The organism is Marinobacter sp. DUT-3 (assembly GCF_050379435.1).
Taxonomy (GTDB): domain Bacteria; phylum Pseudomonadota; class Gammaproteobacteria; order Pseudomonadales; family Oleiphilaceae; genus Marinobacter.
Genome location: NZ_JBNRMG010000009.1, coordinates 62,216 through 88,135 on the forward strand (window position 1 = coordinate 62,216; position 25,920 = coordinate 88,135).

Genomic DNA, 25,920 nt, shown 5'->3' on the forward strand with positions numbered 1-25,920 from the left:
AGTCAGGCTCAATAAAAATCAGTTGCTATGTGCACCTGATGCACAGCCTTTCCTGTGGACAAAAAAAGGGCCAGCTGGACATGTCCAACTGGCCAAACGAGGGGTCACAACAACGCCTCTTACCTACTTCTCGCTCTGCTTCAGCAGGTCCAACGCAACATCCACAATCATGTCTTCCTGACCACCCACCATGCGGCGGCGGCCAAGCTCCACCAGAATGTCCACGGTCTTCAGGCCGTATTTCTGTGCGGCCACCTCGGAGTGGCGCAGGAAGCTGGAGTAGACACCGGCGTAGCCCAGGGCCAGGGTTTCACGATCCACACGCACCGGGCGATCCTGCAGCGGTCGTACGATGTCATCAGCGGCATCCATCAGCTTGTACAGGTCAGTGCCGTGCTCCCAGCCCAGCTTGTCAAAGGCCGCAATGCACACCTCTAACGGAGCGTTACCGGCGCCAGCGCCCTGGCCAGCCAGAGACGCGTCGACACGGTCACAGCCTTCTTCTACCGCGACGATGGAGTTAGCCACACCCAACGCCAGGTTGTGGTGGGCGTGAATACCGGTTTCGGTTCCCGGATCCAGCACATCTTTCACAGCCCGGAAGCGGTCGCGGATATCGTTCATGTTCATGGCACCGCCGGAGTCCACCACGTAGATGCAGGTGGCGCCGTAGCTTTCCATCAGCTTCGCCTGCTCAGCCAGACCTTGCGGAGTCTGCATGTGGCTCATCATCAGGAAGCCCACGGTGTCCATGCCCAGTTTGCGGGCGTGTTCAATGTGCTGTCTGGAGACGTCCGCTTCGGTGCAGTGGGTCGCTACACGCACGATGCGTGCACCGGCGTTGTAGGCGTTGCCCAGGTCATGGACAGTGCCGATGCCGGGCAGCAGCAAGGTCGCGATCCGCGCGTGTTCGATGACTTCCGCGACCGCCTCGATCCACTCCAGGTCGGTATGAGCGCCAAAGCCGTAGTTGAAGCTGGAGCCCTGCAGGCCATCGCCATGGGCCACTTCGATGCTGTCGACTTTGGCCTGATCCAGCGCCCGCGCGATGTCCTGCACGTTCTTGATGGAGTACTGATGGCGAACAGCATGGCTGCCGTCTCGCAGAGTCACATCGGAGATGGTGAGTTTTTTGCCAGGATTAAAGGTCATTTTTCAGTCTCCTCAGTTGATCAGTGACTCGGCGATGCGCTCGGCAGTGCCAAGGGCTGCGGAGGTCATGATGTCGAGGTTGCCGGCGTAGGCCGGAAGGTAATGGGCGGCGCCTTCCACTTCCAGGAACACGGAGGTTTTCAGTCCGCTGAATTGACCAAGCCCCGGTACGTTGATGGGCTGATCTTCCGGGATCTCGTCAAACTGCACCTTCTGCTTCAGCCGGTAACCCGGAACGTAACTCTGTACAGCAGCGGCCATCTCCTCTACAGACTTTTCAACTTCGGCCTTGTCGGCAGCATCAGACAGCACGTAAACGGTATCGCGCATCAGCAGCGGCGGCTCGGCCGGGTTGAGAATGATGATGGCCTTGCCCTTGCGGGCACCACCGACCACCTCGATGGCTTTGGAGGTGGTTTCGGTGAATTCATCAATGTTGGCTCGGGTACCGGGACCTGCAGACCTGGACGAAATGGAGGCCACAATCTCGGCGTAATGCACCTTCGCGATTCGTGACACCGCTGCCACCATGGGAATGGTGGCCTGGCCACCGCAGGTGACCATGTTCACGTTGCCTTCCTGCAGGTTCTGCTCCAGGTTGACCACCGGCACACAATACGGGCCAATCGCAGCAGGCGTCAGATCGACGATCTTGATGCTTTCCTTGTGGCCACGCAGGAACACTTCGTTGTGCCTGTGAGCGCCAGCGGAGGTGGCGTCAAACACGACATCAATGTCGGCAAACTCCGGCATTTTCACCAGGCCATCCACACCCTCGTGGGTGGTGGCCACGCCCATGCGCTGCGCACGAGCCAGGCCGTCGGATTCCGGGTCGATACCCACCATGGCGCCCATCTCAATGTTCTGACCATTGCGCAGGATCTTGATCATCAGGTCGGTACCGATGTTGCCCGAACCGATGATCGCGGCTTTGATTTTCTTGCTCATAACTCGTTTCCTCAGAATATCCAGTGGGCTTTATTCAGCACTGAACGACACGCCCACCTGGCCAATGCCTTCAATCACGGCCTCAAACCGGTCACCGGCAGCCACGGGCGACATGGGCCCCAGTGCGCCAGTCAGAATGATGTCGCCTTTACGCAATGGCTCGCCCAGGGTGGCCATCTTGCGCGCCAGCCAGACGGCAGCGTTGAGCGGGTTGCCCAGGCACTCGGAACCATCGCCGGCAGACACCTCGTCGCCATTACGGGTCATACTCATGGCGGCCTTACGCAAATCCATACCATCGATGCGGCGCGCCGGACCACCCAATACAAAGCAGCCGCTGGAGGCGTTATCCGCCACGGTATCCACAAAACGGATGTTCCAGTTCTCTACCCGACTGCCGACAATTTCCAGGGCGGGCATAACCCAGTCCACCGCAGCAACCAGGTCAGCCAGCCCGGTGTCTTCCCGGGTCAGATCGTCAGCTAGTACCAGGGCGATCTCCGCTTCCACTTTCGGCTGCAGCACCCGGCCGAACGGGACTTCTTCGTTATCGCCGTAGGCCATATCGGCATACAGGGTGCCGAAGTCCGGCTGATTCACACCCAACTGAGCCTGAACCTTGGGATTGGTCAGACCGATCTTGCGCCCAACCACGCGGGCCCCGTTGGCGCAGGCGTGAGCCACGTTCAGCCGCTGGATCTGATAGGCTGCTTCGGCGTTGTCTTCGCCAATGCGCTCACGCAGTGGGGCGATCGGCTCGCCGGTCTGCTCCGCCATTCGAAGAGATTCGGCAATTACCTCCAGACCTTTGCTATCAATAGTCATAGTGTTCCCCGGTGGACAAAACCTTCAGTGAATGAAATTCCCGCACCTCAGATACCGTGCTTGAGGAAATCCAGGACCATGCGATTGAACTTGTCGGCGTACTCCCACTGCACCCAGTGGCCGCATCGGTTGAAGATGTGGAGTTCGGCACGCTGAAGCCCGTTAACCAGGCGAATACCGGTGTCCATGGGTACGAAGCGATCATCGCGGCCCCAGACGATCAGGGTCTCATTGGCGATCTCGCCCAGTCGGTGTCCCACATCCGGGAATTGCTTGGGGTTGGCCTGAGAGCTCCTCACGAAGTTCTCCAGGTGATCCCTGCGAGCCAGGATGTTGTCCAGGCGCGTCTGGAACAGCTCTTCGGTCAGATTGCTGGTATCGAACACGAAGATGTCCATCATCTCCTTGAGGTTTTCCATGGTCGGATCACGGTACAGCTTGCCGATACGCTTGATGCCCTCTGCCGGCATGGGCGTGAACAGACTGCCACCACCGGTACCGCCACCCATCAGGATCAGCTTGTCCACGTGCTCCGGGTATTCCAGTGCAAACGCCACGGCACTGTGACCACCCATGGAGTTACCGATGATGTGAATCCTGTTCAGCCCCAGAGCATCGACCAGCCCCTTCAGAACGCGGGCATTGAGATGTGAACGGGAGCCGTCGTTGACGATGGTGTCACTCTTGCTCCAGCCCGGGCTGTCCATCAGGATCACCCGATAGCCGGCCTCGGTCAGCGGCTGGATATTGCGGTTGAAGTTGGCCCAACCACTGGCGCCCGGCCCGGAGCCGTGCAGCATCACCACAACTTCTTCACCTGATTCGGTGTCGTTGTAGTGGATGTTCAGGTCGGCATCGCCTTCCCTGATGGATACAAATTTACTGGTGCCTTCTTCGGTCCATTGCTGAGTCATGTTTACTCACCTCGTATCTGGTATGTGTCGCCACTTGACCGTGTCTTACACCGTCGTGGCGCTAAGCGCTCCGAATCCTGCAATCCACTCAGGAATCGGGCGGTAGTAACGTGCGCTTTCACGGTAAGGACCAATAGCGGCCATGGCGGCAGCTGCCGCTACCCAGGCCTTGACCTCGTGGGTGGACTTGCCGGCCTTCTCGGAAACCTCCTGATTGCTCACCGAATCCAGTTCGGACGTGCGATTCGCCCCCAGAAGGTCGAGGAACCACTGATCCCACTCCGGATTCAGCGGATGAAGCGTGTTCTGATCTTCAGTAAAACGACGGGCAGCCTCGATGACCCGTTTGGTGCGGGCTTCCCGCTCCTCCGCCGGAAGATCCCGACCACTGCCCAGCAGGCGGTCTTTCATGTGGTCATTGGCCGTTGCCAACTCCGGTACTGGCGGCTGATGGGACAGACCACCGGAACCGATGATCAGCACCCGTTTGTGCAATGACGCTGCGTAGCGACCCAGGGCATCACCCAGGAGGCGTGCACGCTCGAACGACGGCAATGGCACGGCCACCGAGTTGATAAACACCGGAATCACCGGAACCCTGTCCAGGCCGCCCAGCAGAAACTCAAGAGGCTGCGCAAATCCGTGGTCCACCTGCATCTTGTGAGACAGGGCCACATCCACACCGGCATCCATAACAAACTGTATGGCAGCCTCGGCCAGATCACCCGGCACCGACAGTTCTCCCTCGGCAGAGCCAAAGTCACCAATGGCGCAGGCACGGGTGCCAATACAGAACGGCGGCATGATGTCGTAGAAAAAGCCGTTGTAGTGGTCCGGTGCGAACAGAATCACCAGTTCAGGATCAAATTCTGCGATCTGTTTCCGTGCCGTTGCCACCACACCGCTGACTTCGTCGAGTACGGACTGTTCCGGATCAACAAAGCCCACCAGGGGGGTGTGAGACAAGCACTGCAAAAGGGCCGTCATATCAGGCCACCTCGCTATTGGGAGCCTGATCGGTGCTTTTCGCATTCAGCGGCAAGGCCTTGAGCACACTCAGGTATTCGTCGGTCACATCGCCCAGTGTCTGGGGGATCGCTACCGCGCCCACGAAACGATCCGGCCGCAATACGGCCACCGAAGCGGGGAACCGGCCAAACCATTCCTTGAGTCGACCCTGAGTGTCACCGACACGAATCACCTCGTCAGAGACATCACGGGGGCAACGCAACTGAACGTCGGGCACTACCTGGATAAAGCGGGTTCCCAGGGCCTTCCAGGCATCCACCTGCTCCCGGGTCAGCCCCCAGGTAGGGTCAGCACCCCAGGCAATAACCGCAAAACCATCGCCGATAACATCATCCAACAAGCCTTCCTCGCCGGACTCACGAACAACCCGGGGCTGGATAAACATCTTGCCCACAGGGGAATCCTTTACACCCTTCTTAACTTCCACCTGGGCGCCGTTCTCATACTTGGGCATCGGCTTGAAACGCATCTCAAGGAAGTACCGCTTTACCGGGGGGATATACCCCATCATCCAGGACAACCCGTCACGCAGCGCCCCCTGCCAACGCTTGGGAGGAGCCAGCACATGACCCGCCATGACTGACAGGTCGATCATCGCCCTGGCATGATCCCTACGCTCGATCTCATACGTGTCGAGCAGCTCGGGGCCGGCCTTGCCTTGCACCACCAGCGACAGCTTCCACGCCAGGTTGAAGGCATCCCGCATACCACTGTTGTAACCCTGCCCCTGCCAGACCGGCATGATGTGGGCCGCATCGCCTGCCAGCAGAATCCTGTCCTTGCGGAACTGTCCTGCAAGGCGGGCGTTATGGGTGTATACGCGGCTTCTGATCAGCTCAACGTTATCGGGGTTCGGGATGACCTTGCGCAACAGTTCACGCATGTTTTCCGGTTTACTGAGCTGCTCTTCCGTTTCACCCGGCATCACCATAAATTCAAAACGGCGGGTAGCGTGGGGCAACGCTGCAGATACAAAGGGCCGCTCCGGATCTGCGCACAGATAAACGTTTGGCGTTGCCAGTGGATCGTTTGCGATATCCACTACGATCCACTGGTTCGGTGCAGTTTTGCCGTCAAAGCTGATGCCCAGGGCGCGGCGCACATAACTATTACCGCCATCACAGGCAATCAGGTAATCGGCTCGAATCGATTCTTTCTTGCCTTCGGGACCGTCAGCGATAAGCGTTACGCCGTCGGCATCCTGCTCAAACTCCTGGACATCCCGCGAGAACAGCACCTGCACATTCTCAAAACGGCCCAGTCCGCGATGCAGTACCGCATCCACCTGCGGCTGGATAAACGCATTCCTCCGGGACCAACCGAACTCGTCGGTCATCGGCTGAATATCCGCAAAACAGCGCCCCTTCGGCGTCAGGAACCTCATGGCATGGTAAGGTGTGGTATGAGGCAACACGTCATCAATCAGTCCGATGGACTGAATGGTGCGCAGTGACTCATCGTCGATACCAATGGCCCGGGGGTAATCGATCAGCTCGTCGAGCTTTTCAATCACCACGACCTCCACCCCGGCCTGGCCGAGATAGTTGGCGATGGTCAGACCAACGGGACCGGCACCCAGGATGGCCACTTTGCCGGTATAGTCGGGAGAAACCTTGCTTGTTTTTTGGGAACTATTCATAAGAACACCTTGCTAAGCAGAAGCCCGAAAGCTCTGGATTTGGCTACCCAGCCCGAGGTCCGGGTTTGCTCGCTGAGTTAGGCTAAAATTGTCATTTGTCATTGTCGCAAGCAGTATAAAAATCAGTCTGAACTGCCCTCAACGAAAAACAGAGGCTCAGTGCACATAGTGCACCGGCCCATCAGGTCAAAATCCGAATGGAACCGAGATCAACTGCCAGCTACAAAACTGTCCGCGGGCTGACCCGGGGACTGACCCTGCTTAACGCTCTCAACCGTGAGCTGGTGGGCGCCACGCCGTCACGACTGTCGGAGATGACAGGCATACACAGGACAACCGTGCGGCGCCTGCTGGAGACATTGCAAAGCGAGGGTTATGTTCGCCGAAGCCCGTCCGATGACACTTACCGACTGACCATGCGGGTGCGGGAACTGAGCGAAGGCTTCAGGGATGAACATTGGATATCCGCCGTGGCGGCTCCGTTACTGGGGCAACTGCTCAATGAAGTACTGTGGCCAACGGATCTTGGCACACTGGATGTGGATGCCATGATCATCCGGGAAACCACCCACCGGTTCAGCCGGCTTTCTTTTCACCGGTCCATGGTTGGTCGACGACTTCCCATTCTGGAGACAGCCCTGGGGCTGGCTTATATCGCCTTCTGTCCAGAGAAGGAACGGGAGGAACTCATCGCCTTGTTAGCCAGCCGTGATGACCGGGAAGGAGAGATCGCAAGAGATCCCCAGACCGTGGATAACCTGATCCGTCGCACCCGACGCAAGGGCTTCGGTGAAAACTTCATGAACTGGACCGAGGAGGAAAGAATTGCCTCCATTGCGATCCCTATCCGATCTGGAGAAGAGGTGCTGGCCTGCCTGAATCTTGTTTACATTGCAGAGGCGATGTCTATTGATGAGGCCGCCAGAAAATACCTTCCTGCGATGGAGAAGATCAGGGACCAGATTGAAAGTCAGTTATCCAGCCAGGCTGAATGAGGCCCCGATCAATCCTTTACCTGCATGAGCTATCTATGGATATCCCGAATGGCGCCGATTGCACTTGCCCACACACCTCCCCAGACGGTAATTTCTTCACATAAGGTCTCAGGTGAGTTCTAATCTGAGGCGACGGTCTGACGTCCGAACAACAAGACAAAAACACCATGCTCGAAGCGACTCCTGAATCATCGGTCTCCCGCGAACATTTCCTGACGACGGTCAAGGGATTGAGGCACGTTGTCGACCCGACGACGCTGGAAGCGTCCTTGAGCACAATGATAGGGACGCGGCCGCACTCGGCTTCCGCTCGCATCCCCCTGAAACGCCTTCTGGAATTCCAGACCGTTATTGCCGAAGGCCGCGACGACCCACTCCTGCTGGCAAAGGCCTACAGCCACCTGAACTACGACCCCGGGTTCATGGGAAGGACATTCCTGGCGGGCGCCCTGAGTCTGGACGAAGCCATCTCACTGCTCTGTCGTTACATGAAAGTGAACTCGGATCTTTGCACCATCAAGCTGCAAACCAATCCTGATTCAGCCACTCTTCGGATAACGCCGGCAACCGGCTACTCGGGGGCCCACGAACAACTTGATGCGATGGTTTATAGCTTTTCGCGAATTCTGCTGGCGCTGGGCATCCAGTCGATTGATTTCATCAGGCTTAACCATGTGCCTCCGCTCGCCATTCAGGATCAGTATCATCATTTATTTCCCGCCCCGGTGCACTTTGGCGGTAGCGAGCCGGCTATTCAGTTTTCTCCGGAACAGCTCAACCGACCGCTCGACTGGGATGCGTGCCCTGTGGAAAAACTGGCAAAGCGCGAACGTCGTCTCAAGCAATTACAGGGGCAATCCAACTGGCTGGAATCCGTTGAAATCCTGATTCCGGCGCTGTCCCGCCGGGGAGAGGCGCATATCGACCGGTGCGCGAACCTGCTGGCTGTGAGTCCGCGCTCCTTACAACGTCATATTCGCGCGGAGGGATCGACCTTCCGGGTCATCCTGGATCAGAGTCGCCGAAAACTCGCCAGAAACTACCTTGCAAGAGGTTACGCCAACGAAGTAACGGCCTCGCTTCTTGGGTACCGACAGACGGCCCAATTCTATCGGGCATTCCGGGAATGGTTTGGCTGCTCACCCTCTGAGTACCAACATTCCCCTCCCCCTTAGTCAACGTCGACACATCCAAATCATAAACAACAATCGCAAGGAGAAAAGCATGCGTAAAGCACTGCTACGGGCAACGCTTGCCTGTACGACCGTCACTGCCCCATTCGTTATGGCAGACCAGTCACTGACAGACCAGGTCATACAGGGCGCTGAATCCGTTCACCAGCAAGCCATTGAATGGCGCCATGACGTGCACCAACACCCCGAACTCGGCAATCAGGAGCACCGAACCGCCAAACTGGTCGCCGACCATCTCCGCAAGCTGGGCATGGAGGTCCAAACCGGTGTCGGGAAAACCGGTGTAGTAGGCATTCTCAAGGGCGGCCTCCCAGGGCCGGTGGTGGGTCTCAGGGCGGACATGGATGCGTTACCCGGCAAGGAACGTACGGGGCTGCCCTATGCGTCTGAAGTTATCCAGAAATACCAGGGCGAGGAAACTCACGTCATGCACGCCTGCGGGCACGACGCCCACGTCGCCATCCTGATGGCGGTTGCCCAGAACCTCGCCAGCGTCCGGGATCAAATCCCGGGTACCGTGAAGTTCATTTTCCAGCCGGCGGAAGAAGGACCCAGCGATTACGTCTATAAAGGCGAACAGCATTTTGGTGCTCGGCTGATGGTGGAGGAAGGGGTTCTCAAGAACCCGGATGTGGACGCCATCTTCGGGCTTCATGTGACCTCAAAAGCCCCCACCGGAATCATCGGCTACCGTAGCGGCCCCACGATGGCCAGCAGCTCGGATCTCTATATCACGGTGAAAGGTGAGCAAACCCACGGTGCACAGCCCTGGGATGGCGTTGACCCCATCGTAGCAAGTGCCCAGATCATCAACGGACTGCAAACGGTGGTCAGCCGCAAGACCAACATCATGCCGGCTCCTGCGGTTGTCACTATCGGCACCATTGACGGCGGCTCCCGCCACAATATCATTCCGGACTCCGTCAAAATGAGCGGGACCATCCGCACCTTTGACGATGACGTGCAGCAGCAGGTGAATGAACACGTGACCACGACCACGGAACATATTGCTCACGCTTCCGGCGCTGAAGCAGACGTTTCTATCATTAACAATTACGCCACGACGGTGAACGATCCTGCCCTCACCCAACAGATGCTCCCCACCCTGAAGCGTGTCGCTCCCAAGCAGGTGTTCGAAGTGCCACTGGTCACCGGTTCCGAGGACTTTTCGTATTATGCGAAGGAAGTGCCCGGGCTGTTCTTTTTCCTCGGTGTGACGCCCAGGGAAAACATGAAGGATGCGGCTCCCAATCATTCACCGGAGTTCTACGTGGATGACAAGGCACTGGTCACCGGCATCAAGGCATTATCTGCCCTGACGAGCGACTACCTGCAAAGCCACCCGCGCCAGGGTCAATGATCATCCTTCAGACAAAAGGCGCATGAAGCCTTCATAAGAGGCTGGTTTCCCGGGCTGGAGACAGCTTCCCGGCAAAACACGGTGCCGTCACTTCATCAACGAAGCCGGCGGCACCGCTAACACACGCCAATAGTTGTCTGCCGAAAACTGGCCCAGAATCACCTTCAGAAATACCCCCGCTTCCCACACTCTCCTTATTGCGGTAAATCTGTACCCCTCCCTCTAAAACAAGAATTTCAAAGGTGATCGGCAATGCAAACAGTGGATTATGTGATTGTAGGCGGTGGTTCCAGCGGCTGTGCGCTTGCGGGTCGGCTGAGTGAGGACGCCAATTCCACCGTTGCCCTGATTGAGGCCGGATCACGCAAGGGTGCCAGCTGGCTGATCCAGACACCCGCAGCCGTGGTCGCGATGGTGCCGAAGAACATCAACAACTGGGCGTTTGAGACCGTGCCGCAGCCGGGGCTGAACGGTCGGCGAGGTTACCAGCCGAGGGGCAAAGTGCTGGGTGGCTCGTCCGCCATCAATGCCATGGCGTACATTCGTGGCCACGCCAGTGATTACGACCATTGGGCCGCCCAGGGCAATACCGGATGGGCGTTCAAGGATGTGCTGCCGTACTTCCTCAAATCCGAAGGCAATCAAACGCTCAACAACGAATGGCATGGTACCGACGGGCCACTGAAAGTCAGCAACCTTCAGAGCGACAACCCATTCCAGCAGCATTATCTGGAGGCAGCCCGCCAGGTCGGCTACCCACTGACTGACGATTTTAACGGCCCTCAGCAGGAGGGGATTGGCCTGTACCAGGTCACTCAGCTCAACGGCGAGCGCTGGAGCACCTACCGGGGATACCTGGCGCCCTACCTCGACAGCCGTCCCAATCTGATCATAGAGTCCGATGCGCTGGCCCAACGCATTCTGTTCGAAGGTAAACGCGCGGTCGGTATCGAGTTTCTGCAAAACGGCCAGTTACGACAGATTCGTGCACGCAAGGAAGTGGTGCTGAGCGCTGGCGCATTCCAGTCTCCCCAACTGCTGATGTTGTCCGGCGTGGGGGATGCCGACGAACTCAAGGCGGTCGACGTGCCTGTGGTCCATCATCTCCCCGGCGTGGGCAAGAACCTTCAGGACCACCCGGACTTCATCTTTGGCTACAAATCCAAAGACAGCAACCTGCTGGGTCTGTCGCTGAAAGGCGGCCTGCACGGCATCCGCCAGTTCCTGCGTTATCGCAAAGAACGACGCGGCCTGCTGGCCTCCAACTTCGCGGAGGGCGGCGGCTTCCTCAAAACCGATCCGCAGCAGGCGGCGCCCGATATCCAGCTGCATTTCGTGATTGCCCTGGTGGATGATCATGCCCGTACCCTGCACGGGGGGCACGGTTTCTCCTGCCACGTCTGCCTGCTGCGTCCGAAGAGCCGCGGCACTGTATCGTTGAAGGACAGTTCGGCACAAACCCCTCCGGTGATCGACCCGAAATTCTTTGACCACCCGGATGATCTGGAGGCCATGGTCAACGGCTACAAAATGACCGATCGGTTGATGAAAGCGCCGGCACTCGCCCACTTCATCACCAAAGACCCGTTTACCGCGAACGTCACCACCGACGATGACATCCGCGACGTGCTCCGGTCACGCACCGACACCGTGTATCACCCGGTAGGCACCTGCAAAATGGGGGTCGATGACATGGCGGTTGTCGATCCCCAGTTGCGGGTTCACGGGCTGGAGGGGCTGCGGGTAGTGGATGCGTCCATCATGCCCAGCATCATTGGCGGCAATACCAATGCGCCGGCGGTGATGATAGCGGAGAAAGCGGCAGACCTGATGCGGGAGAGCGGCTAACCCCTCAAGTCACCAAATGCTTCCTTCACATGACCTGCCAACGCATCCTGCACCGGATTGCCACCGTGCCGAACCAGCGCAATCTGGTAATCGGACAGGGCCGGCAATCCTTCCCTGTCCAGCTTTCGCAATGGCGGGCGAACAAGGCTGAGCGGGAAAGGTGAAACCGCCAGATCCGCAAACATCGCCGCTTCCTGGCCGGAGCAATTGTCGCAGGTATAGGCCACGCGATAGGACATACCGGCTTCATCCAGTGCCCTCAGGGCCATCCGGCGCCAGACACACCCGTGGCTGGCCAGGGCCACCGGTAAGGGCGAACGGTTGGCGGCAATTCCTCCTTCACGGCCGGCCCATACCAGCGGTTCCGTATGGACCACCTCTCCCCGCATTTCCTGGCCCTGATTTCCTATGGTGATCAGGGCCATATCCAGTTCTCCGGCGTCCAGGCGCTCAAGGTGCTGTTTACTTGAGCCCACCACCACATCCACCTGCACGGCAGGATATGATCGTGCAAACTGGGCAAGCACCCCGGGCAGAATACGGCTACCAACGTCGTCTGAGGTACCGAGACTGACCCGGCCCTCCAGGGTAGGCGTCAGAAATTGCTGTATTGCCTCCTCATTCAGCCGCAACAACCGCCGACCATAGCCCAGCAGGACCTCCCCTTCCGGGGTCAGCCGGACATGGCGGGCCTCACGCACAAACAGAACGTGCCCAAGAATCTCTTCCAGACGCTTTATCTGCATACTCAGCGCCGAGGGTGTGCGAAAAACCTGTTTCGCGGCCCGGGTAAAACTGCCGCACTCGGCAATCGCCACGAAGGTTCTCAGGACATCGGTATCCAGCAGTGGAACGGTCTCACGGCTGATCCCGGGATTGGAACTGTTCATAACTCACACCTTTCAATTTTTCTTAACTCATACGTTAAATCTTTTCGTTTGTTTGATCAAAGGTGAGATTGCATGCTTATACAACGCGCCCTGGTCTGTACCCAGGGTTTCGCAGAGAGCGTTCATGACTGATCAAGGAGACATTCAAAATGTGCAATTATCAGGAATTCCGTCGCCCATCCCTGCGCCCTGATGCACCCAAACAGCCGCCCAGTCTGGACTTCTATATGCCGGCTACGCCGCCGCTGGCCTTCATGGCAACGCTTGAGTTCTGGGTCAGAATCTTTCGGCGCAGGCACCATTTCCGGCGCTTGTTTGTACCGCTGCTGGAGGAGAACGATCAGATACTGTCTGACATCGGTTATGAGCGGGTGGATATTCAGTGGGCACTGGAACTGCCACTGAAAATAGACGCGCTGAAGGCCCTGGCTGCTTGTCGCAGGGCACGGGGAGAGGGATGAGGTTCAGGCCTGGAGTGAGGGGGCTCACTCCTCACTCGTCAACCGCGCCACCACAGCCGCAAGATCCGTCATGCCTTTCTCCACCTGCTGGATACCACTGGCAACGCCGGAGATCTCACTGGAGCTGCGGCGGGACAGCTCGGACACCCCGTCCATGCTGGAGCGTAAAGACCCGATCAAATGGCTGTTCCTGCCCACCACGGCGGAAATCTCTTCCAGCGAGTGAGCGGTTTTGGCCGCCAGTTGACGAACCTCGTCCGCCACCACCGCAAAGCCCCGGCCCATTTCGCCGGCCCGGGCGGCCTCAATGGCTGCATTTAACGCCAATAGATTGGTCTGCTCTGCGACGGTGCGAATGGTGCTGACAATGTTGCCAATCTGCTCGGCCTGGGTTTCCAGGTCCCGGCTCACCTCCACCGCGCTGGATACCTCCGCCTGGGTCGACTCTGAGGTTTCCACCGCAACCGCAAGCGCGCGGTTGGCCTCGGTGGCGATTTGTGACGTTTCTTCAGAAGTGGAAGCAGCAACTTCGGCAGCCTCCCGGGCGTTGGCAATCCGGGAAGTAATATCGGCGGCGAACTTGATTACCTTATAAACCTGCCCTCCGGCATCCAACACCGGGCTGTAGGTGGCCTCCAGCCAGATACTGCGGCCACTTTTGTCCCGGCGTTCAAACTGTCCTGAAAAACTTTCTCCCCGGGCCAGGCGGCTCCAGAAGTCAGGGTTGTTGCGATAGAAATCATCGAAGCAGAACATCTTATGATGCTGATGGAGAATTTCGTCCCGGGCGTAACCGGTAGTGCTCAGAAAGTTGTCATTGGCTTCCAGTATCTCGCCATCCGGTGTGAACTTGATGACCGCCATGTATCGGTTGATCGCATCCAGCATCGCGGTATCATCCGCGACCTTGTCCTGCGCCGCTGTCGCGTCCCAGGCGATTTTGACAACCTTGGTGATTTGCCCATCGTCATCGGTAACGGGAAAGTAGGTCGCCTCCAGCCAGACCCGGCGACCATCTTTCGCAAAGCGGGGGAACGTGCCCTGCTGCGAAATACCACGCCCCAGCTCTTCCCAGAATCGCTGATATTCGGCGGATGAAGCGTATGTGGAATCACACAACAATCGGTGATGCTTGCCAATCAGTTCCTGACGCTGATAACCCACCAGAGACAGCAGAATATCGTTGGCCGATTCCACCACCCCGGAACGACTGAATTCGATATAGCCGATCTGAGAGCTGATGGCGTCCAGAATTTGCCGCATCCTGGCATGGTCGTTACGGGAAACCTCCAGCTGTTCTGTCAATTCCGCAATGCGATGGCGACCGAACATGTTGTGCCCTCCGGGAGCAATGTAGGAAATCCATTGATTCCAATATAACCACTAAGTAGGGGAAACTACGTAGTTTAAAGTAGGGTTCGCGAAACGAATTGTAAGCAAAAGCGACAGTTCTTCAGTGCAACCAGGTTTTCGCCAGCCACTTCAGGCATACAGCGACTCAATCACACCGCTGTACTTCTCATAAATATTGCTGCGTCGCACTTTCATGGTCGCGGTTACTTCGTCATCGTCGTGATCCAGCTCCTTGGTCAGCAGGTGGAAGCGCTTGATCTGCGCTACCTGGGGCAACTGTTCGTTGCCCCTGTTCACCTCTGCCTGAATCAGCTCATTAACCCGTTCATGCTCGGTCAGGCTGCGGAAGGTGGTGTAGGCAATCCGCTCCTGTTCGGCCCATTTGGCGACGGTCTCGAAGTCAATCTGGATCAGGGCGGACACAAACTTGCGAGCCTCGCCGATGACGATGCACTCCTTGATGTAGGGGCTGGCCTTGAGGGTGTTTTCAATTTCCGTGGGGGAGAGGTTCTTGCCACCGGCGGTGATCATGATGTCTTTCAGGCGATCGACAATCTTCAACTGACCATCCCGCCATTCGCCCACATCGCCGGTGTGCAACCAGCCATCCTTCAGGGTGCTGAAGGTGGCATCATCGTTCTTGTAGTAGCCCTTGAACATGCTGCCACCGCGCATGATGATCTCATTGTGCTCCCCCAGTTTGACCTCCACTCCGGCAATCGCCTCGCCAACCGTACCCAGGTGTACGTTGTCCAGGCGCTGCGCCGTTGCGACGCCGGTGCTCTCGGTCTGACCATAGACTTCCACCAGGGGAATGCCGATGGTGCGGAAGAACGTCAGAATACCGGTGGCAATAGGCGCAGCGCCGGTAAGCGCGATGGTGCAGCGACGAAGCCCGATGAAGTTCTGCAAGGCGCGGAATACGGTCCAGTAGCAGACGCCAAACACCAGCCGCTCCTTCAGGTTCCAGCTTGTCCGCGGTTTGGTGGCCAGAGGCTCACAGGCTGTCATTGCCCGGTGGAACAGCCCCCGGCGCAGGCGACCGGTTTCCTGGATCTTGATGTAAATGGAGGAATGAAGTTTCTCCCAGATCCTCGGCACCCCGAGGAAAAACGTCGGCGCGATTTCCCGCAGGTCTTCCTGCACGGTACGCAGGCTTTCGCCGAAACTGACCGTACTGCCCACGTAGATCGGGGCAATATTGGTGAAAGCCTGCTCGGCGATATGGCACAGCGGCAGGTAGGACAAACTGGAATCATGTTCGCCCACGTCCAGCAGTTCAATCAGTCCCGGCGCGGCGGCGTGGAGGTTATGCCAGCTGACCATCGCGCCCTTGGGGCGACCGGTGGAGCCCGAGGTGTATACCATCAACGCGGTGTCTTCCATGCGCTGGCGATCCAGAAGATCATCGATCAATTGCGGATGCTGTTGCTCAAACTCCCGCCCTCTGGCCTCAATGTCCTCGAACGCGGACGGTGGCTCGGCGTAGTACCGTAGCCCTTTCATGTCGATCACGATGTTGTGCTTGAGCTGCGGCAACTTCGGCCAGGCATCCAGCACTTTGTCCGTCTGCTCCTGGTCTTCACACACCACGATTTCGGCATCGCTGTGCTCCAGCACATAGGCCACCTCGTTCCAGGGACTGGTGGGATACACCCCCACGCAAATACCCCCGACCACGCCGATGCCCATCTGCGCGATCACCCACTCCACCCGGTTCTCCGCGATGATGGCCACATGGCCACCCTCGGAAAGCCCAAGGGCGCGAAGTCCCAGCCCGAAATGGCGGGCCCGCTGGTAGTAGTCCTGCCAGGAAAAGGCCTGCCAGATACCAAAGTCCTTCTGGCGCAATGCCAGGCCATCCGGCCGCTCACGGGCGTGGGCTCTCAGCATCTGGGTCAGGGTCAGGTCGGGAATGGCGGGTGTTGTCATGAAAGCCACCGTTTACGGCGTTTGTAATGCTTGATATCGCGGTAACTGCGGGCCTCGCCTCCGGCGCCGCCAACCCCGAGGTAAAATTCCTGCACATCTTCATTGGCGGTGAGTTTGTCGGCCGGGCCGTCAATCACGATCTTGCCGTTTTCCATGATGTAGCCATAGGAAGCAATCGCCAGGGAGACCGCGGCATTCTGCTCCACCAGCAGGATGGCTGTGCCCTGCTCTCGGTTGATACGGGCCACGATGGTGAAGATTTCCTCCACCAGCAACGGCGCCAGTCCCAGGGAAGGCTCATCCAGCATGATCAGGTCCGGCTGGGCGATCAGGGCGCGGCCCAGTGCCAGCATTTGCTGCTCTCCGCCGGACAGATACCCCGCCAGTTGCTTGCGGCGTTCCCGCAGGCGCGGGAAGTAGTTGTAGACCAGTTCATAACTGTCGCTCAGGGACGTTTTTTTGCCGGATAAGGCGTAGGTCGCGGCGATCAGGTTTTCCTCCACCGTCAGGTCTTCGAAAACGCGGCGCCCCTCCATGACATGAAACAGGCCATTACGGACCAGCTTCTCCGGCGCGGTTCCTTTCACATCGGCGCCGCGGAAACGCACCTCACCGGCGGTTACCTCGCCGTCTTCCAGGTCCAGCAGGCCGGAGACGCTTTTCAGGGTGGTGGACTTGCCAGCGCCATTGGAGCCCAACAACGCCACAATGGCGCCCTTCGGTACCCGCAGTGACAGGCCCCGAAGGACCTGCACCGACTTGTTGTAGACCACCTCGATATTATCGATTTCCAGTAAGGCTTCCATACCGCGCCTCAGTCGAGGTGAATCCAGTCCGACACCGGCTCGTAACGGCCCTCTTCGGCGTTCACCCGCCAGATACGGCCGACCGGGAAGGACATGTCCCGCACCGTCACCGGAATACCGATAATACCGCCGGTGTCCCAGTCTTCGATGGAGGCCAGCGACGCCGCCATGTTCTCTGCAGTCAGCTCCTTGCCGGCATCCAGTGTGCGCTTGATGACTTCGGTCCAGACCATGGCATTGAACCAGCCCTGCATGTAGCCGGTGGGACGATAACCCGCTTCCGAATCACTTTTCTCAGCCTGGGTGCGAAGCGCATCCAGCATCGGGCCGCTTTCTGCACTGTCGTAGTAGTTGTAGGGCATCACGCCCATGTAGCCGTCGGCGTCCTCGCCCATCTTGTCGATGATCAGCTTGTCGGACGACCAGAAAGTGCCCATGAACTTGGTGTCCAGACCCATCTGGCGCATCTGCACCATGAACTCATTGATGGGTGACAGCACATAGCCGTGGAACACCACATAATCGGGGCGAACCCGGCGCAGCTTCAGCACTTCCGCCGATACGTCCACACTGCCCGGCTTGGTGACGATCTCCTCGACCACTTCAATGCCCAGCTCGGCGGCGCGGGCTTTACCATTCTCGATCGGATCCTTGCCGAACTCGGTATCGCTGTAGACAAAGGCCAGCGTCGGCTTGTCACCCTCTCCGGTCTCGGAGGCAATGTACTCAAGAATGATGCCGAACATCTGGCTGTAGCTCGGGCCCGGAATGAACTGGAACGGGTACTGCTCGTTGTCGGTCAGCGCGGTCGCGAACGAGGCGCCGCTCATCAGCGTCTCGCCCTGGCTGTTCAGTTCCGCGGCAATGGCTTTCATGAAACCGGTACTGTCACCGTAATACACCGCCGGTGAGTCGCTGCCGGAGATCTTTTTGAACGCGGCCACCGAGCGATCCACTTCATACCCGGTATCCTCCATCACATACTCCACCGGGTGTCCGTTGATGCCCCCTTCGCTGTTGATCCAGCTGGTGTAGTCGGTGAGGCCGGCGTGAATATGAACCCCGGCGAAGGCAAATACCCCCGATAATGGGATCGAGCCGCCGAACACGATGGGCTCCTTGTCCTGCGCCATGGTGGGCGCGGTCATCGTCAGTGCAGCGACCAGACCACTCAGCCCTGCGAGCTGGCGGCCCTTTCCAAGGCCTTTGCTGAATAGGTTTCTGAACATGTGTCTTCTCCTTGCTGCGTCTTGTTGTTGGTGTTGCAACGGGTCGCGTGACAGCGCGATCAGGTACGGAATGGCCACAGCCGGAAGAACCGCCGGATGCGATGCCAGATCTCGGCCAGGCCATGAGGTTCAAAAATCAGAAAGCCCACGATCAATGCCCCGAAAATGATTTCCAGCATCGGCGACATGAACACCGGCGCATTGGGGTAAAACGGTGTCAACGCGGACGTCAGCAGCTTGAGTGCCTCCGGGATCAGCGTCATGAACGCCGCGCCCAGAATGCCGCCCAGCAGGTTGCCCATACCGCCCACAATCACCGCCGCCAGATAGAAAATGGACATGGACAGGGGAAAGCTTTCCGGCGTCACCACCCGGTAAAAATAGGCAAACAGCCCACCAGCCACACCGGCATAAAAAGAGCTCAGCGCGAAGGACATCAATTTATAGTGCAGCAGGTTGATACCCAGAATCTCGGCGGAAATGTCGCGATCCCGGATAGCAATGAAGGCACGGCCAATACGGGTGCGGAACACATTACTGGCCGCGAACAACATCAACACCGCAAGCGGCACGATGACAAAGTACATCCGGAAATCGCTCTGGAAGGTAAACCCGAACAGATGGGCCGGTTCCAGGCTAAGTCCGCCCATGCCACCGGTAACCGATTCCCACTCGGCAAAGATAAAGTGCAGGAACACACCGGCCGCCAGGGTCGCAATCGCCAGGTACAGCCCTTTGACCCGCAGCGATGGCAACCCCACCAGGATGCCGACCGCCGCCGCCATCAGCCCCGCCAGCAACAGAGTCACCGGGAACGGCAACCCGGTATTCAGCGACAACCAGGCAACCGTGTAGCCGCCGACACCCATAAAACCGGCCTGCCCCAGGGATATCAGCCCGGTAAAACCGGTGAGAATATTGAGGCCGGTGGTACTGATCACCGCGATGCCCACCAGGCAGCCCAGGTACAGCAGGTAGGCGTTCGCGATGAACGGAAACACCAGCAAGGTCAGCAGAAACAGGGCAAACCAGAATTTCTGGGTGGCACTGGACCAGATCGCCTCATCGGCCTCGTAAGTCTGTTTTGCGTCACCAATGCGCATCCTACACTCGCTCTATTTCGTGGGTGCCGAAAAGTCCGTAAGGACGAATCACCAGGATGACCGCCAGCACCAGAAACGTGGCCGGCATCCGGTATTCACCACCGAGGTAGGCCCCGGCCACGGTCTCCAGCCAGCCGATGAACACCCCGGCAACCAGTGCGCCCAGAATGCTGTCCAGGCCACCGACAATCACCACCACCAGCACACTGAGGCCGATGATCCCGAACTGAGGGCTCAGGCCACCGGTCGCTGCCACCAGTACGCCAGCCAGGGACGCAGCCAGGGAGCCGAATACCCAGGCCAGGTTAAACACCCGGCGCACGTTGATCCCCATGGAATAGGCCGCCGCCTGGTCGGACGCGGTCGCCCGCAGTGCGACGCCGCCGCGGGAGAAGCGGAAATACAGCAGATACAGAATCAGCAGCGCGGCGCCAATCAGGAAGCCGTAGGCGATTTTCGGTGCGAGGTAAAGAGGACCGATAAAGACCGGTTCCCGGGGCAGGAAACGGGGCAACAACTGGGGATCGGCACTCCAGAAAAGCTCCACCACACCCACCAGGATGCTGGCGATCCCAATGGTCACCATCACCACTGCAATCGGCGACTCCCCGAGCATCGGCCGGATCATCACCTTTTCGATCACACCGCCCAGGATACTGCCCCCGAGAACCGCCAGCGGCAGCGCAATCCATGGCGACAGTTCCATGCCGCCGGCAAAGGCCAGGAACAGGTAAGCGGCGAACATCATGATTTCGCCGATGGCAAAGTTGATCACCCGGGTGGCCTTGTAGATGATCACGAAACCCAGGGCGATCAGGGAATAGAGCCCGCCCATGGCCAGCCCGGCCAGACTGATTTCACCAAAGAACAGCCAGTCCATTACGCCGCCTCCCCGCCAGCGTTCAGTTTTTCGCGCAGGCTGTCGATGTCGCTGTTGCCCAGATAGGCCCTGATCACCTCGGGGTTTTGCTGCACGTCCTCCGGCAGGCCCTCGGTGATCACCTGGCCAAAATTGAGCACCGCGATGTGGTCCGAGATATCCATCACCATGCCCATGTCGTGTTCCACCATCAGCACGGTCACGCCCCACTCCTCGCGGATATCCAGGATAAAGCGGGCCATGTCTTCCTTTTCTTCCCGGTTCATCCCGGCCACGGGCTCATCCAGCATCAGCACCTTGGGGCGCATGGCCAGGGCACGGGCCAGCTCCACCCGCTTCTGCAGGCCATAGGAAAGGCTGGCCACCGGCTGGCGGCGGATGTGATCGATCTCCAGAAAATCGATGATGCGGTGTTCCACTTCCCGGCGAATCGCCATTTCCTCCCGGCGCGCCGCTCCGAAGTACGCCAGCGAGCCCAGCAGGCCGCTTTTCATATGAACGTGGGCGCCAAGCTTGATGTTGTCGAGTACGGTCATACCCCGGAACAGGGCAATATTCTGGAAGGTTCGGGCCAGGCCCAGCGAAGCCCGCTGCGGCGGTTTGATACGGCTGGCAAGCACCTCCCCCTGATAGCGGATCGTGCCCTGCTGGGGTTTGTAAAAACCGGAAATGCAATTGAACAGGGACGTCTTGCCGGCGCCATTCGGACCGATGATGGTGGTGATGGTGCTTTCCGGCACGCGGAAGCCGACATCCTGCAATGCCTTAACACCACCGAAGGACAAAGACAGGTTATTGATCTCGAGGATACTCACATCTTGTCACGCTTAACCAGGATTATGGTTGTTGTTATTGTCAGGACTGCTGACCGAACCCAACTAAAAATAGTCCAACCCCGCAACAATGGCCAAGCCACAGTGTCCTATTATGAAACGGACGTGATGGACGAAAAGATGCAGCCAGGCGGCAAACGCCCGGGCAGGAGCAAAAACAACAATGACAACACCGACCGTGATATCCGAATTTGACCGCAGTAACGGCGTCGCAACACTGACCTTTAATCGGCCCGACTCACTCAACGCCATTAACATTCCCATGGCTGAATCCTTCCTGGAGGCGGTCAGGGGGCTGGCTTCACAGCAAAGCCTGCGATGTGTGGTGCTCCGGGGCGCAGGTCGCGCGTTTGTGGCAGGGGGCGACATTTCCGGTATGGCCGGAGGCCGGCAGCAAGCCAGGCAAATGGTCAACACCGCCCTGGATTCGCTGAATCCGGCCATCCTTCTGTTGCGGGATATCGACGCACCGATCATTGCTTCGGTGAAAGGCGTGGCAGCGGGTGCCGGTCTCAGCCTTGCGCTGATGGCGGATCTGATCGTTGCCGAGGAAAACGCCCGTTTCCTGATTGCCTACAACGGCATTGGCGCGGTACCGGACTGCGGTGGCACGTGGTTTTTGCCCCACAAGATCGGTGCCGGAAGGGCCTCGGAAATGATGATCCTCGGCCGCACCCTGAACGCCACGGAAGCCCAGCACTGGGGCCTGGTCACCCGTGTTGCACCGGAAGATCAGTTCGATGAGGTACTGGCGACCACCATCGCAAAGGCCGCTGAAGGACCTGGCCGGGCTTTTGGCGCTTTTCGCCGGCTGGTCGATCAGGCAAGTGGCACAGCATTGGCCGACCACCTGGAAGCCGAGCGGCAGGCGTTTCTGGAGATGACTACAACGGCCGACTTCAGCGAAGGCGTGTCCGCCTTCCAGCAAAAGCGGAAACCGCGATTTCAGGGTAAGTGACGGCGCGCAACTACCGCTCACCATCCACCCGGAAAAAGCCCAGATCCTGCAAAGGCAGCTCCAGAACCGAGTCGTCGAGGACAATGGGCACCGAGCGCTGGTCAGGAATGACCGTGGCCGAAAAACGATTTTTTACCGGTGATTCGACATCCAGATTCAGGTTCAGTGATGTCACCAACTCGGTATCCACCGAGGGCCTGACCACCTGATCAATGGCCGCCAGCACCTCCCCGCTGTACTGAAGACGCACCATGGTATCGACGGGCACGACGATATCCACGGGCAGATCAAACCGTACCGGTAACACGCCCCTGACTGGCAGCTCCGGCAGCCAGGAATAGATCATTCCGGTATTGGCGGAAATGTCCAGATCCGTCTCAACGGTCAATGTGTCCCGATAGCGGATCTCCATGCGAAGGGGGATCTGCGTGTCCAGATCAAGGTTCGTGCGGTACTGCCCCTTCAAGGGCAGCGGCAGCGCTTCGTGGCGGAAAGGCACTCTGACATCCACCTGCCCCAGCAAAGTAAGCTCGGCGTTCTCCTCGGTGTGGGCGTCAACCCGCAGTTCCGCAGGCAGCCTTAACAATGCGAACTGATCAGTCAGGGACACGCCAATAATCACGCGTGTGTATAACAAGAACCCGCCGACCAGGCCAAGCGCCAGTATCAGCAAAAACAGCCAGCCATACAGAATCCAGCGTCCAAGAGCACTCATTGCCTTGGCTGCTCCGACGGCGTGTCGTCGTAGGGACTCGATTGCGACTCATCCTGCGGCGACCAGGAAAGTCCAATCTCGCGGATGGGAAGCTCCAGATCCATTTCCGCCAGCAGGGCATCGGCCGGTTCCAGGATAGTGGCGTAGGCATTGATGCGTGACCGGACCGGCACGGACATCTCGGTTTTCAGGGGAATATCCGTGGCAATATCCACTTTCAGGGGTACCTGCAGGGATTCCAGCAGTTCAACCTGGGCGGGAGCGGTGAACTTGAGATCCACCATCTGGTCAATCGCGATTTCCTCATCCAGAGGAATGGTTGCCTTGACCGGCAACTCCCCGCGCAACGGCAATTCAAACCATTTGCCGAGCGCTTTGACTTCCACGTTACCGTCCACTGCAATTGTCTGATCCAGCTCGATGTTCTGACGTAGCGGAACCACCATCTGTATCGGTACGGCGCTGTCGAAAGTCACCGACACGTTCAGGGTGTCGCGAATCGGCAGCGTCAGAGTCTGGTCGATGGGCACCGTTGTGGAGAGCACGGTATCCAGTTCAATATCCAGACTGTCGAGAATATCGATACCCACGGCCATCGGCTCGGGAATGGACACCTTCGCCTGCTGATCACGGAGCAATAGCTCCGCACCCACATTCTTCCACAGCCAATAGGCGCCGGTAATCCCCAATGCGATAGCTAGAATCAGCAACACGCCGGCAATGGCCAACCATGTCTTGCGAACCGTAATCTGAATTGCCATAACGGATTCCCTGAGCCAGCCTCATTAACCGAACATGAAGGTAAGCTGAAATACCCCCACACAAAAGCCCAGTGCCGCACCGACGGCAATCAGTATCCACTCATCCTGCTCAAATGCCGGCCTCAGCATGCCCTCGAACTCCGTGGGTTTGAGGCTCTGCAGGCGGGTCGACAGGGTATGTTCCAGGTCCAGGGCCTCATCGGCATAATCTTCGATGTGTTTCAGTGTGGCCGGCAACCGCTGAATCAGCCGCTTTACTGCACTGGACTTCATGTCACGGTAATTCTGGGTGCCCACGGCAAAGGTGACGAAGGGTTTGGCCAGGTTGGTCTGCTCGTCGACTGCGCGCTGTACGTGGCGGCCGATCATATCGAACACCTTGTCCGCGTATGGGCCCTTCAGAATGCCTTCTATGATATTTGCTGGCGTCAGAACGTAGGAAGAAACCAGACGGCCGTAATCACTGGCCACTTCATTCTGACGCTTCATGAACAGCCCCTGGATATTGAACGGGCCAATACGCATCAGTTCTTTGGGGTTGAAGATCATCTGCAGGGCGATGGCGTTGGTGGCATAGCCCACCAGCAGACCGAACGCCGGCAGGAGCCAGCCCTGCTGGAAGAACAACCAGACACACATCTGGACCAGGCCGAATACAAAACCGAAATAAAGACCCGAACGTCCGATAAAACGGAACTCGGCAGCGCCTACTTCCTGAAAGATCTTGTTCAACAGGGCCTTATCACGGCTCAGGTTGGTGACCACCATATCCTCAAGGTCATACATCTGGGAGATGTTTACCTTGAGCTGATTCATGATGTCATTGATCAGTTTGGGAGCATCCCGCTTAACCCGCTTGTAGATCTGCCGTTTGACCATTTCCGGCAGGGATTCCCAGAGCCTCGGTTCGTACTCCAGCATCACCTGGTCGACGATTTCCTCGATCATGCCGTTCAACGCCGGCTCCAGCGCATTGGCCACTTTGTCGGCGTCCAGGCGGGAGAAGATCTCTTCCTGAGTAATAAGATGGGTGGTGATGGTTTCCACCGAAATAGCCGCCATTTTCGCCGCACGCCGGGGAATGATGCCCTGCCAGCCCAGAAACGGAGGCTTACCCACAAACTCCAGCGGCTGGAACATCATCTTGATGGCTATGACGTTGGTGACATAGCCGACAACACCGCTAATCACCGGCATCGACAGATACAGCCACAGGTTTGACACGAAGTCATTCACTACCGCTTCCATACTCGCACTTCCAGTCGTTTTTATTGTTTGCCCGTCGCACCCGGTGACTCGTCATTCTCACGGCAGTCGAGGGTTTTAGACCAAAGGGTTTTACCGAGATCCGAAATTGAAAAGGACAGCCGCTGAAAGCGCACTTTCATGCCAGCCTGATTCTCTATATCGGTCGTCAGAGCGCGCACCGCCAGACCGTTCTCGATACTCTCGTAGTTCTGCACCAACGTCTTGAACGAAGGCCCGGTTTCGATCAGTCCCAGCTGGATCAGGTGGTTCAGATAATAAGGCGCCCACTGGCCCAGCATCAGTCCGGACTCCTGGGCTATCCGGCTCAGGTGGCCCCGCAGCCGATAGGCCGGTTTACCCAGCCGGCCTATCACCTCCATATGACACATGGCGTGGGGCTGCTCATCCGACACCAACGCCAATACCCGGAGTTCATCAGGCACCAGTTGCTGCACGATGATGCGGATCAGATCATCGGTAGCGGACTCTTTGGTCTGGTATATCGAACGATGATGCAGGTCTCTCAGAATGCCTGCGGTATCGGCGGTGACCAGCGTCGGCGTGACATCGTCAGAATTCCCATGGGACAAGCCATGACCATCCAGCCTCTGCAGCCGGTTCCTGAGCGCCAGAAGCAACTGGTTTTCAACCTCCGAGGCAACGGCCGCAGCACGCTGAACGGGCGGTAACTCCCCGAGTGCTGACCGGAGACGCAGCAGGGTACGGTTGCCCGGTACGGACGGCACCGGTAATCCTGACGTTAGCTTTCGCTTGTCCATTGCGCTCGCCTGACAATCTTATTGTTGTGAATACGGACAATTTACGTGACATATGTCACATTTTTAAAA

General features: G+C 58.1%; 24 protein-coding genes. 6 read left to right on the forward strand and 18 right to left on the reverse strand.

Annotated features, from left to right (window positions below):
* Positions 1-123 precede the first annotated feature (123 nt).
* The 6 genes from dmpG to ACQUWM_RS13715 are packed head-to-tail and all read right to left on the reverse strand — an operon-like array spanning position 124 to position 6,507.
* A complete protein-coding gene (gene dmpG / locus ACQUWM_RS13690; RefSeq protein ID WP_428922535.1) occupies positions 124-1,152 on the reverse strand; it encodes a 4-hydroxy-2-oxovalerate aldolase in 1,029 nt (342 codons plus the stop codon).
* 12 nt (positions 1,153-1,164) lie between these two features.
* Complete coding sequence (locus ACQUWM_RS13695; protein ID WP_428922536.1) at positions 1,165-2,100, reverse strand: acetaldehyde dehydrogenase (acetylating); 936 nt, start codon at positions 2,098-2,100, stop codon at positions 1,165-1,167.
* A gap of 30 nt (positions 2,101-2,130) precedes the next feature.
* Positions 2,131-2,925, reverse strand: a complete 795-nt coding sequence (mhpD, locus tag ACQUWM_RS13700; RefSeq protein WP_428922537.1) for a 2-keto-4-pentenoate hydratase — start codon at positions 2,923-2,925, stop codon at positions 2,131-2,133.
* 47 nt (positions 2,926-2,972) lie between these two features.
* Positions 2,973-3,839: an alpha/beta fold hydrolase gene (locus ACQUWM_RS13705; protein WP_428922538.1), complete on the reverse strand. Its 867-nt coding sequence runs from the start codon at positions 3,837-3,839 to the stop codon at positions 2,973-2,975.
* Between the two features lie 45 nt (positions 3,840-3,884).
* A complete protein-coding gene (locus ACQUWM_RS13710) occupies positions 3,885-4,826 on the reverse strand; it encodes a 3-carboxyethylcatechol 2,3-dioxygenase (protein ID WP_428922539.1) in 942 nt (313 codons plus the stop codon).
* Between the two features lies 1 nt (position 4,827).
* Complete coding sequence (locus tag ACQUWM_RS13715) at positions 4,828-6,507, reverse strand: bifunctional 3-(3-hydroxy-phenyl)propionate/3-hydroxycinnamic acid hydroxylase (RefSeq protein ID WP_428922540.1); 1,680 nt, start codon at positions 6,505-6,507, stop codon at positions 4,828-4,830.
* A 197-nt stretch (positions 6,508-6,704) separates the two neighbouring features.
* On the opposite strand from ACQUWM_RS13715, the gene ACQUWM_RS13720 reads away from it, so the two are divergent.
* The 4 genes from ACQUWM_RS13720 (at position 6,705) to ACQUWM_RS13735 (ending at position 11,903) form a co-directional block, all read left to right on the forward strand.
* On the forward strand, positions 6,705-7,502 hold the full coding sequence (locus ACQUWM_RS13720; RefSeq protein ID WP_428922541.1) for a DNA-binding transcriptional regulator: 798 nt from the start codon (positions 6,705-6,707) through the stop codon (positions 7,500-7,502).
* 167 nt (positions 7,503-7,669) lie between these two features.
* Positions 7,670-8,677, forward strand: coding sequence for a helix-turn-helix domain-containing protein (locus tag ACQUWM_RS13725; RefSeq protein ID WP_428922542.1), 1,008 nt, complete (start codon positions 7,670-7,672; stop codon positions 8,675-8,677).
* Positions 8,678-8,726: 49 nt separating this feature from the next.
* The gene (locus ACQUWM_RS13730; RefSeq protein ID WP_428922543.1) at positions 8,727-10,055 is read left to right on the forward strand and encodes an amidohydrolase; all 1,329 of its coding nucleotides are present in this window, start codon (positions 8,727-8,729) and stop codon (positions 10,053-10,055) included.
* 252 nt (positions 10,056-10,307) lie between these two features.
* Entirely contained in the window at positions 10,308-11,903 is a 1,596-nt protein-coding gene (locus ACQUWM_RS13735) for a GMC family oxidoreductase (RefSeq protein ID WP_428922544.1), read from the forward strand.
* Here ACQUWM_RS13735 and ACQUWM_RS13740 read toward each other — a convergent pair.
* On the reverse strand, positions 11,900-12,793 hold the full coding sequence (locus ACQUWM_RS13740; RefSeq protein WP_407001454.1) for a LysR substrate-binding domain-containing protein: 894 nt from the start codon (positions 12,791-12,793) through the stop codon (positions 11,900-11,902). The genes ACQUWM_RS13735 and ACQUWM_RS13740 overlap by 4 nt on opposite strands.
* A 149-nt stretch (positions 12,794-12,942) precedes the next feature.
* Between ACQUWM_RS13740 and ACQUWM_RS13745 the strand changes: the two genes are divergently transcribed.
* Complete coding sequence (locus ACQUWM_RS13745; RefSeq protein WP_407001455.1) at positions 12,943-13,254, forward strand: hypothetical protein; 312 nt, start codon at positions 12,943-12,945, stop codon at positions 13,252-13,254.
* A gap of 24 nt (positions 13,255-13,278) precedes the next feature.
* Here ACQUWM_RS13745 and ACQUWM_RS13750 read toward each other — a convergent pair whose 3' ends face one another.
* The 7 genes from ACQUWM_RS13750 to ACQUWM_RS13780 all read right to left on the reverse strand — a co-directional run bounded on the left by ACQUWM_RS13750 (position 13,279) and on the right by ACQUWM_RS13780 (position 21,372).
* On the reverse strand, positions 13,279-14,586 hold the full coding sequence (locus tag ACQUWM_RS13750) for a methyl-accepting chemotaxis protein (RefSeq protein WP_428922545.1): 1,308 nt from the start codon (positions 14,584-14,586) through the stop codon (positions 13,279-13,281).
* A 150-nt stretch (positions 14,587-14,736) separates the two neighbouring features.
* Positions 14,737-16,539 carry an AMP-dependent synthetase/ligase gene (locus ACQUWM_RS13755; RefSeq protein WP_428922546.1) on the reverse strand — a complete coding sequence of 601 codons (1,803 nt, stop codon included), beginning with the start codon at positions 16,537-16,539 and terminating at the stop codon, positions 14,737-14,739.
* Positions 16,536-17,345, reverse strand: a complete 810-nt coding sequence (locus ACQUWM_RS13760) for an ABC transporter ATP-binding protein (RefSeq protein ID WP_407001458.1) — start codon at positions 17,343-17,345, stop codon at positions 16,536-16,538. The genes ACQUWM_RS13755 and ACQUWM_RS13760 overlap by 4 nt, the downstream gene beginning before the upstream one ends.
* Before the next feature lie 8 nt (positions 17,346-17,353).
* The gene (locus ACQUWM_RS13765) at positions 17,354-18,574 is read right to left on the reverse strand and encodes an ABC transporter substrate-binding protein (RefSeq protein WP_428922547.1); all 1,221 of its coding nucleotides are present in this window, start codon (positions 18,572-18,574) and stop codon (positions 17,354-17,356) included.
* 59 nt (positions 18,575-18,633) lie between these two features.
* Entirely contained in the window at positions 18,634-19,677 is a 1,044-nt protein-coding gene (locus tag ACQUWM_RS13770) for a branched-chain amino acid ABC transporter permease (protein WP_428922548.1), read from the reverse strand.
* Position 19,678: 1 nt separating this feature from the next.
* Positions 19,679-20,557, reverse strand: a complete 879-nt coding sequence (locus tag ACQUWM_RS13775) for a branched-chain amino acid ABC transporter permease (RefSeq protein WP_407001461.1) — start codon at positions 20,555-20,557, stop codon at positions 19,679-19,681.
* Positions 20,557-21,372 carry an ABC transporter ATP-binding protein gene (locus ACQUWM_RS13780; RefSeq protein WP_407001462.1) on the reverse strand — a complete coding sequence of 272 codons (816 nt, stop codon included), beginning with the start codon at positions 21,370-21,372 and terminating at the stop codon, positions 20,557-20,559. Before ACQUWM_RS13780 ends, ACQUWM_RS13775 begins: the two co-directional genes overlap by 1 nt.
* A 181-nt stretch (positions 21,373-21,553) precedes the next feature.
* Between ACQUWM_RS13780 and ACQUWM_RS13785 the strand changes: the two genes are divergently transcribed.
* Entirely contained in the window at positions 21,554-22,348 is a 795-nt protein-coding gene (locus ACQUWM_RS13785) for an enoyl-CoA hydratase-related protein (RefSeq protein ID WP_407001463.1), read from the forward strand.
* A 10-nt stretch (positions 22,349-22,358) separates the two neighbouring features.
* Here the strand turns inward: ACQUWM_RS13785 and ACQUWM_RS13790 are convergent, their stop codons facing one another.
* From ACQUWM_RS13790 to ACQUWM_RS13805, 4 genes are read right to left on the reverse strand one after another with little or no spacing between them, the layout of a single operon-like run.
* Complete coding sequence (locus tag ACQUWM_RS13790; protein WP_428922549.1) at positions 22,359-23,063, reverse strand: hypothetical protein; 705 nt, start codon at positions 23,061-23,063, stop codon at positions 22,359-22,361.
* On the reverse strand, positions 23,060-23,824 hold the full coding sequence (locus ACQUWM_RS13795) for a hypothetical protein (protein ID WP_428922550.1): 765 nt from the start codon (positions 23,822-23,824) through the stop codon (positions 23,060-23,062). Before ACQUWM_RS13795 ends, ACQUWM_RS13790 begins: the two co-directional genes overlap by 4 nt.
* Positions 23,825-23,848: 24 nt before the next feature.
* Entirely contained in the window at positions 23,849-25,072 is a 1,224-nt protein-coding gene (locus ACQUWM_RS13800; RefSeq protein ID WP_407001466.1) for a DUF445 family protein, read from the reverse strand.
* Positions 25,073-25,092: 20 nt separating this feature from the next.
* Positions 25,093-25,851 carry an Abi-alpha family protein gene (locus ACQUWM_RS13805; RefSeq protein WP_407001467.1) on the reverse strand — a complete coding sequence of 253 codons (759 nt, stop codon included), beginning with the start codon at positions 25,849-25,851 and terminating at the stop codon, positions 25,093-25,095.
* Positions 25,852-25,920: the final 69 nt, after the last annotated feature.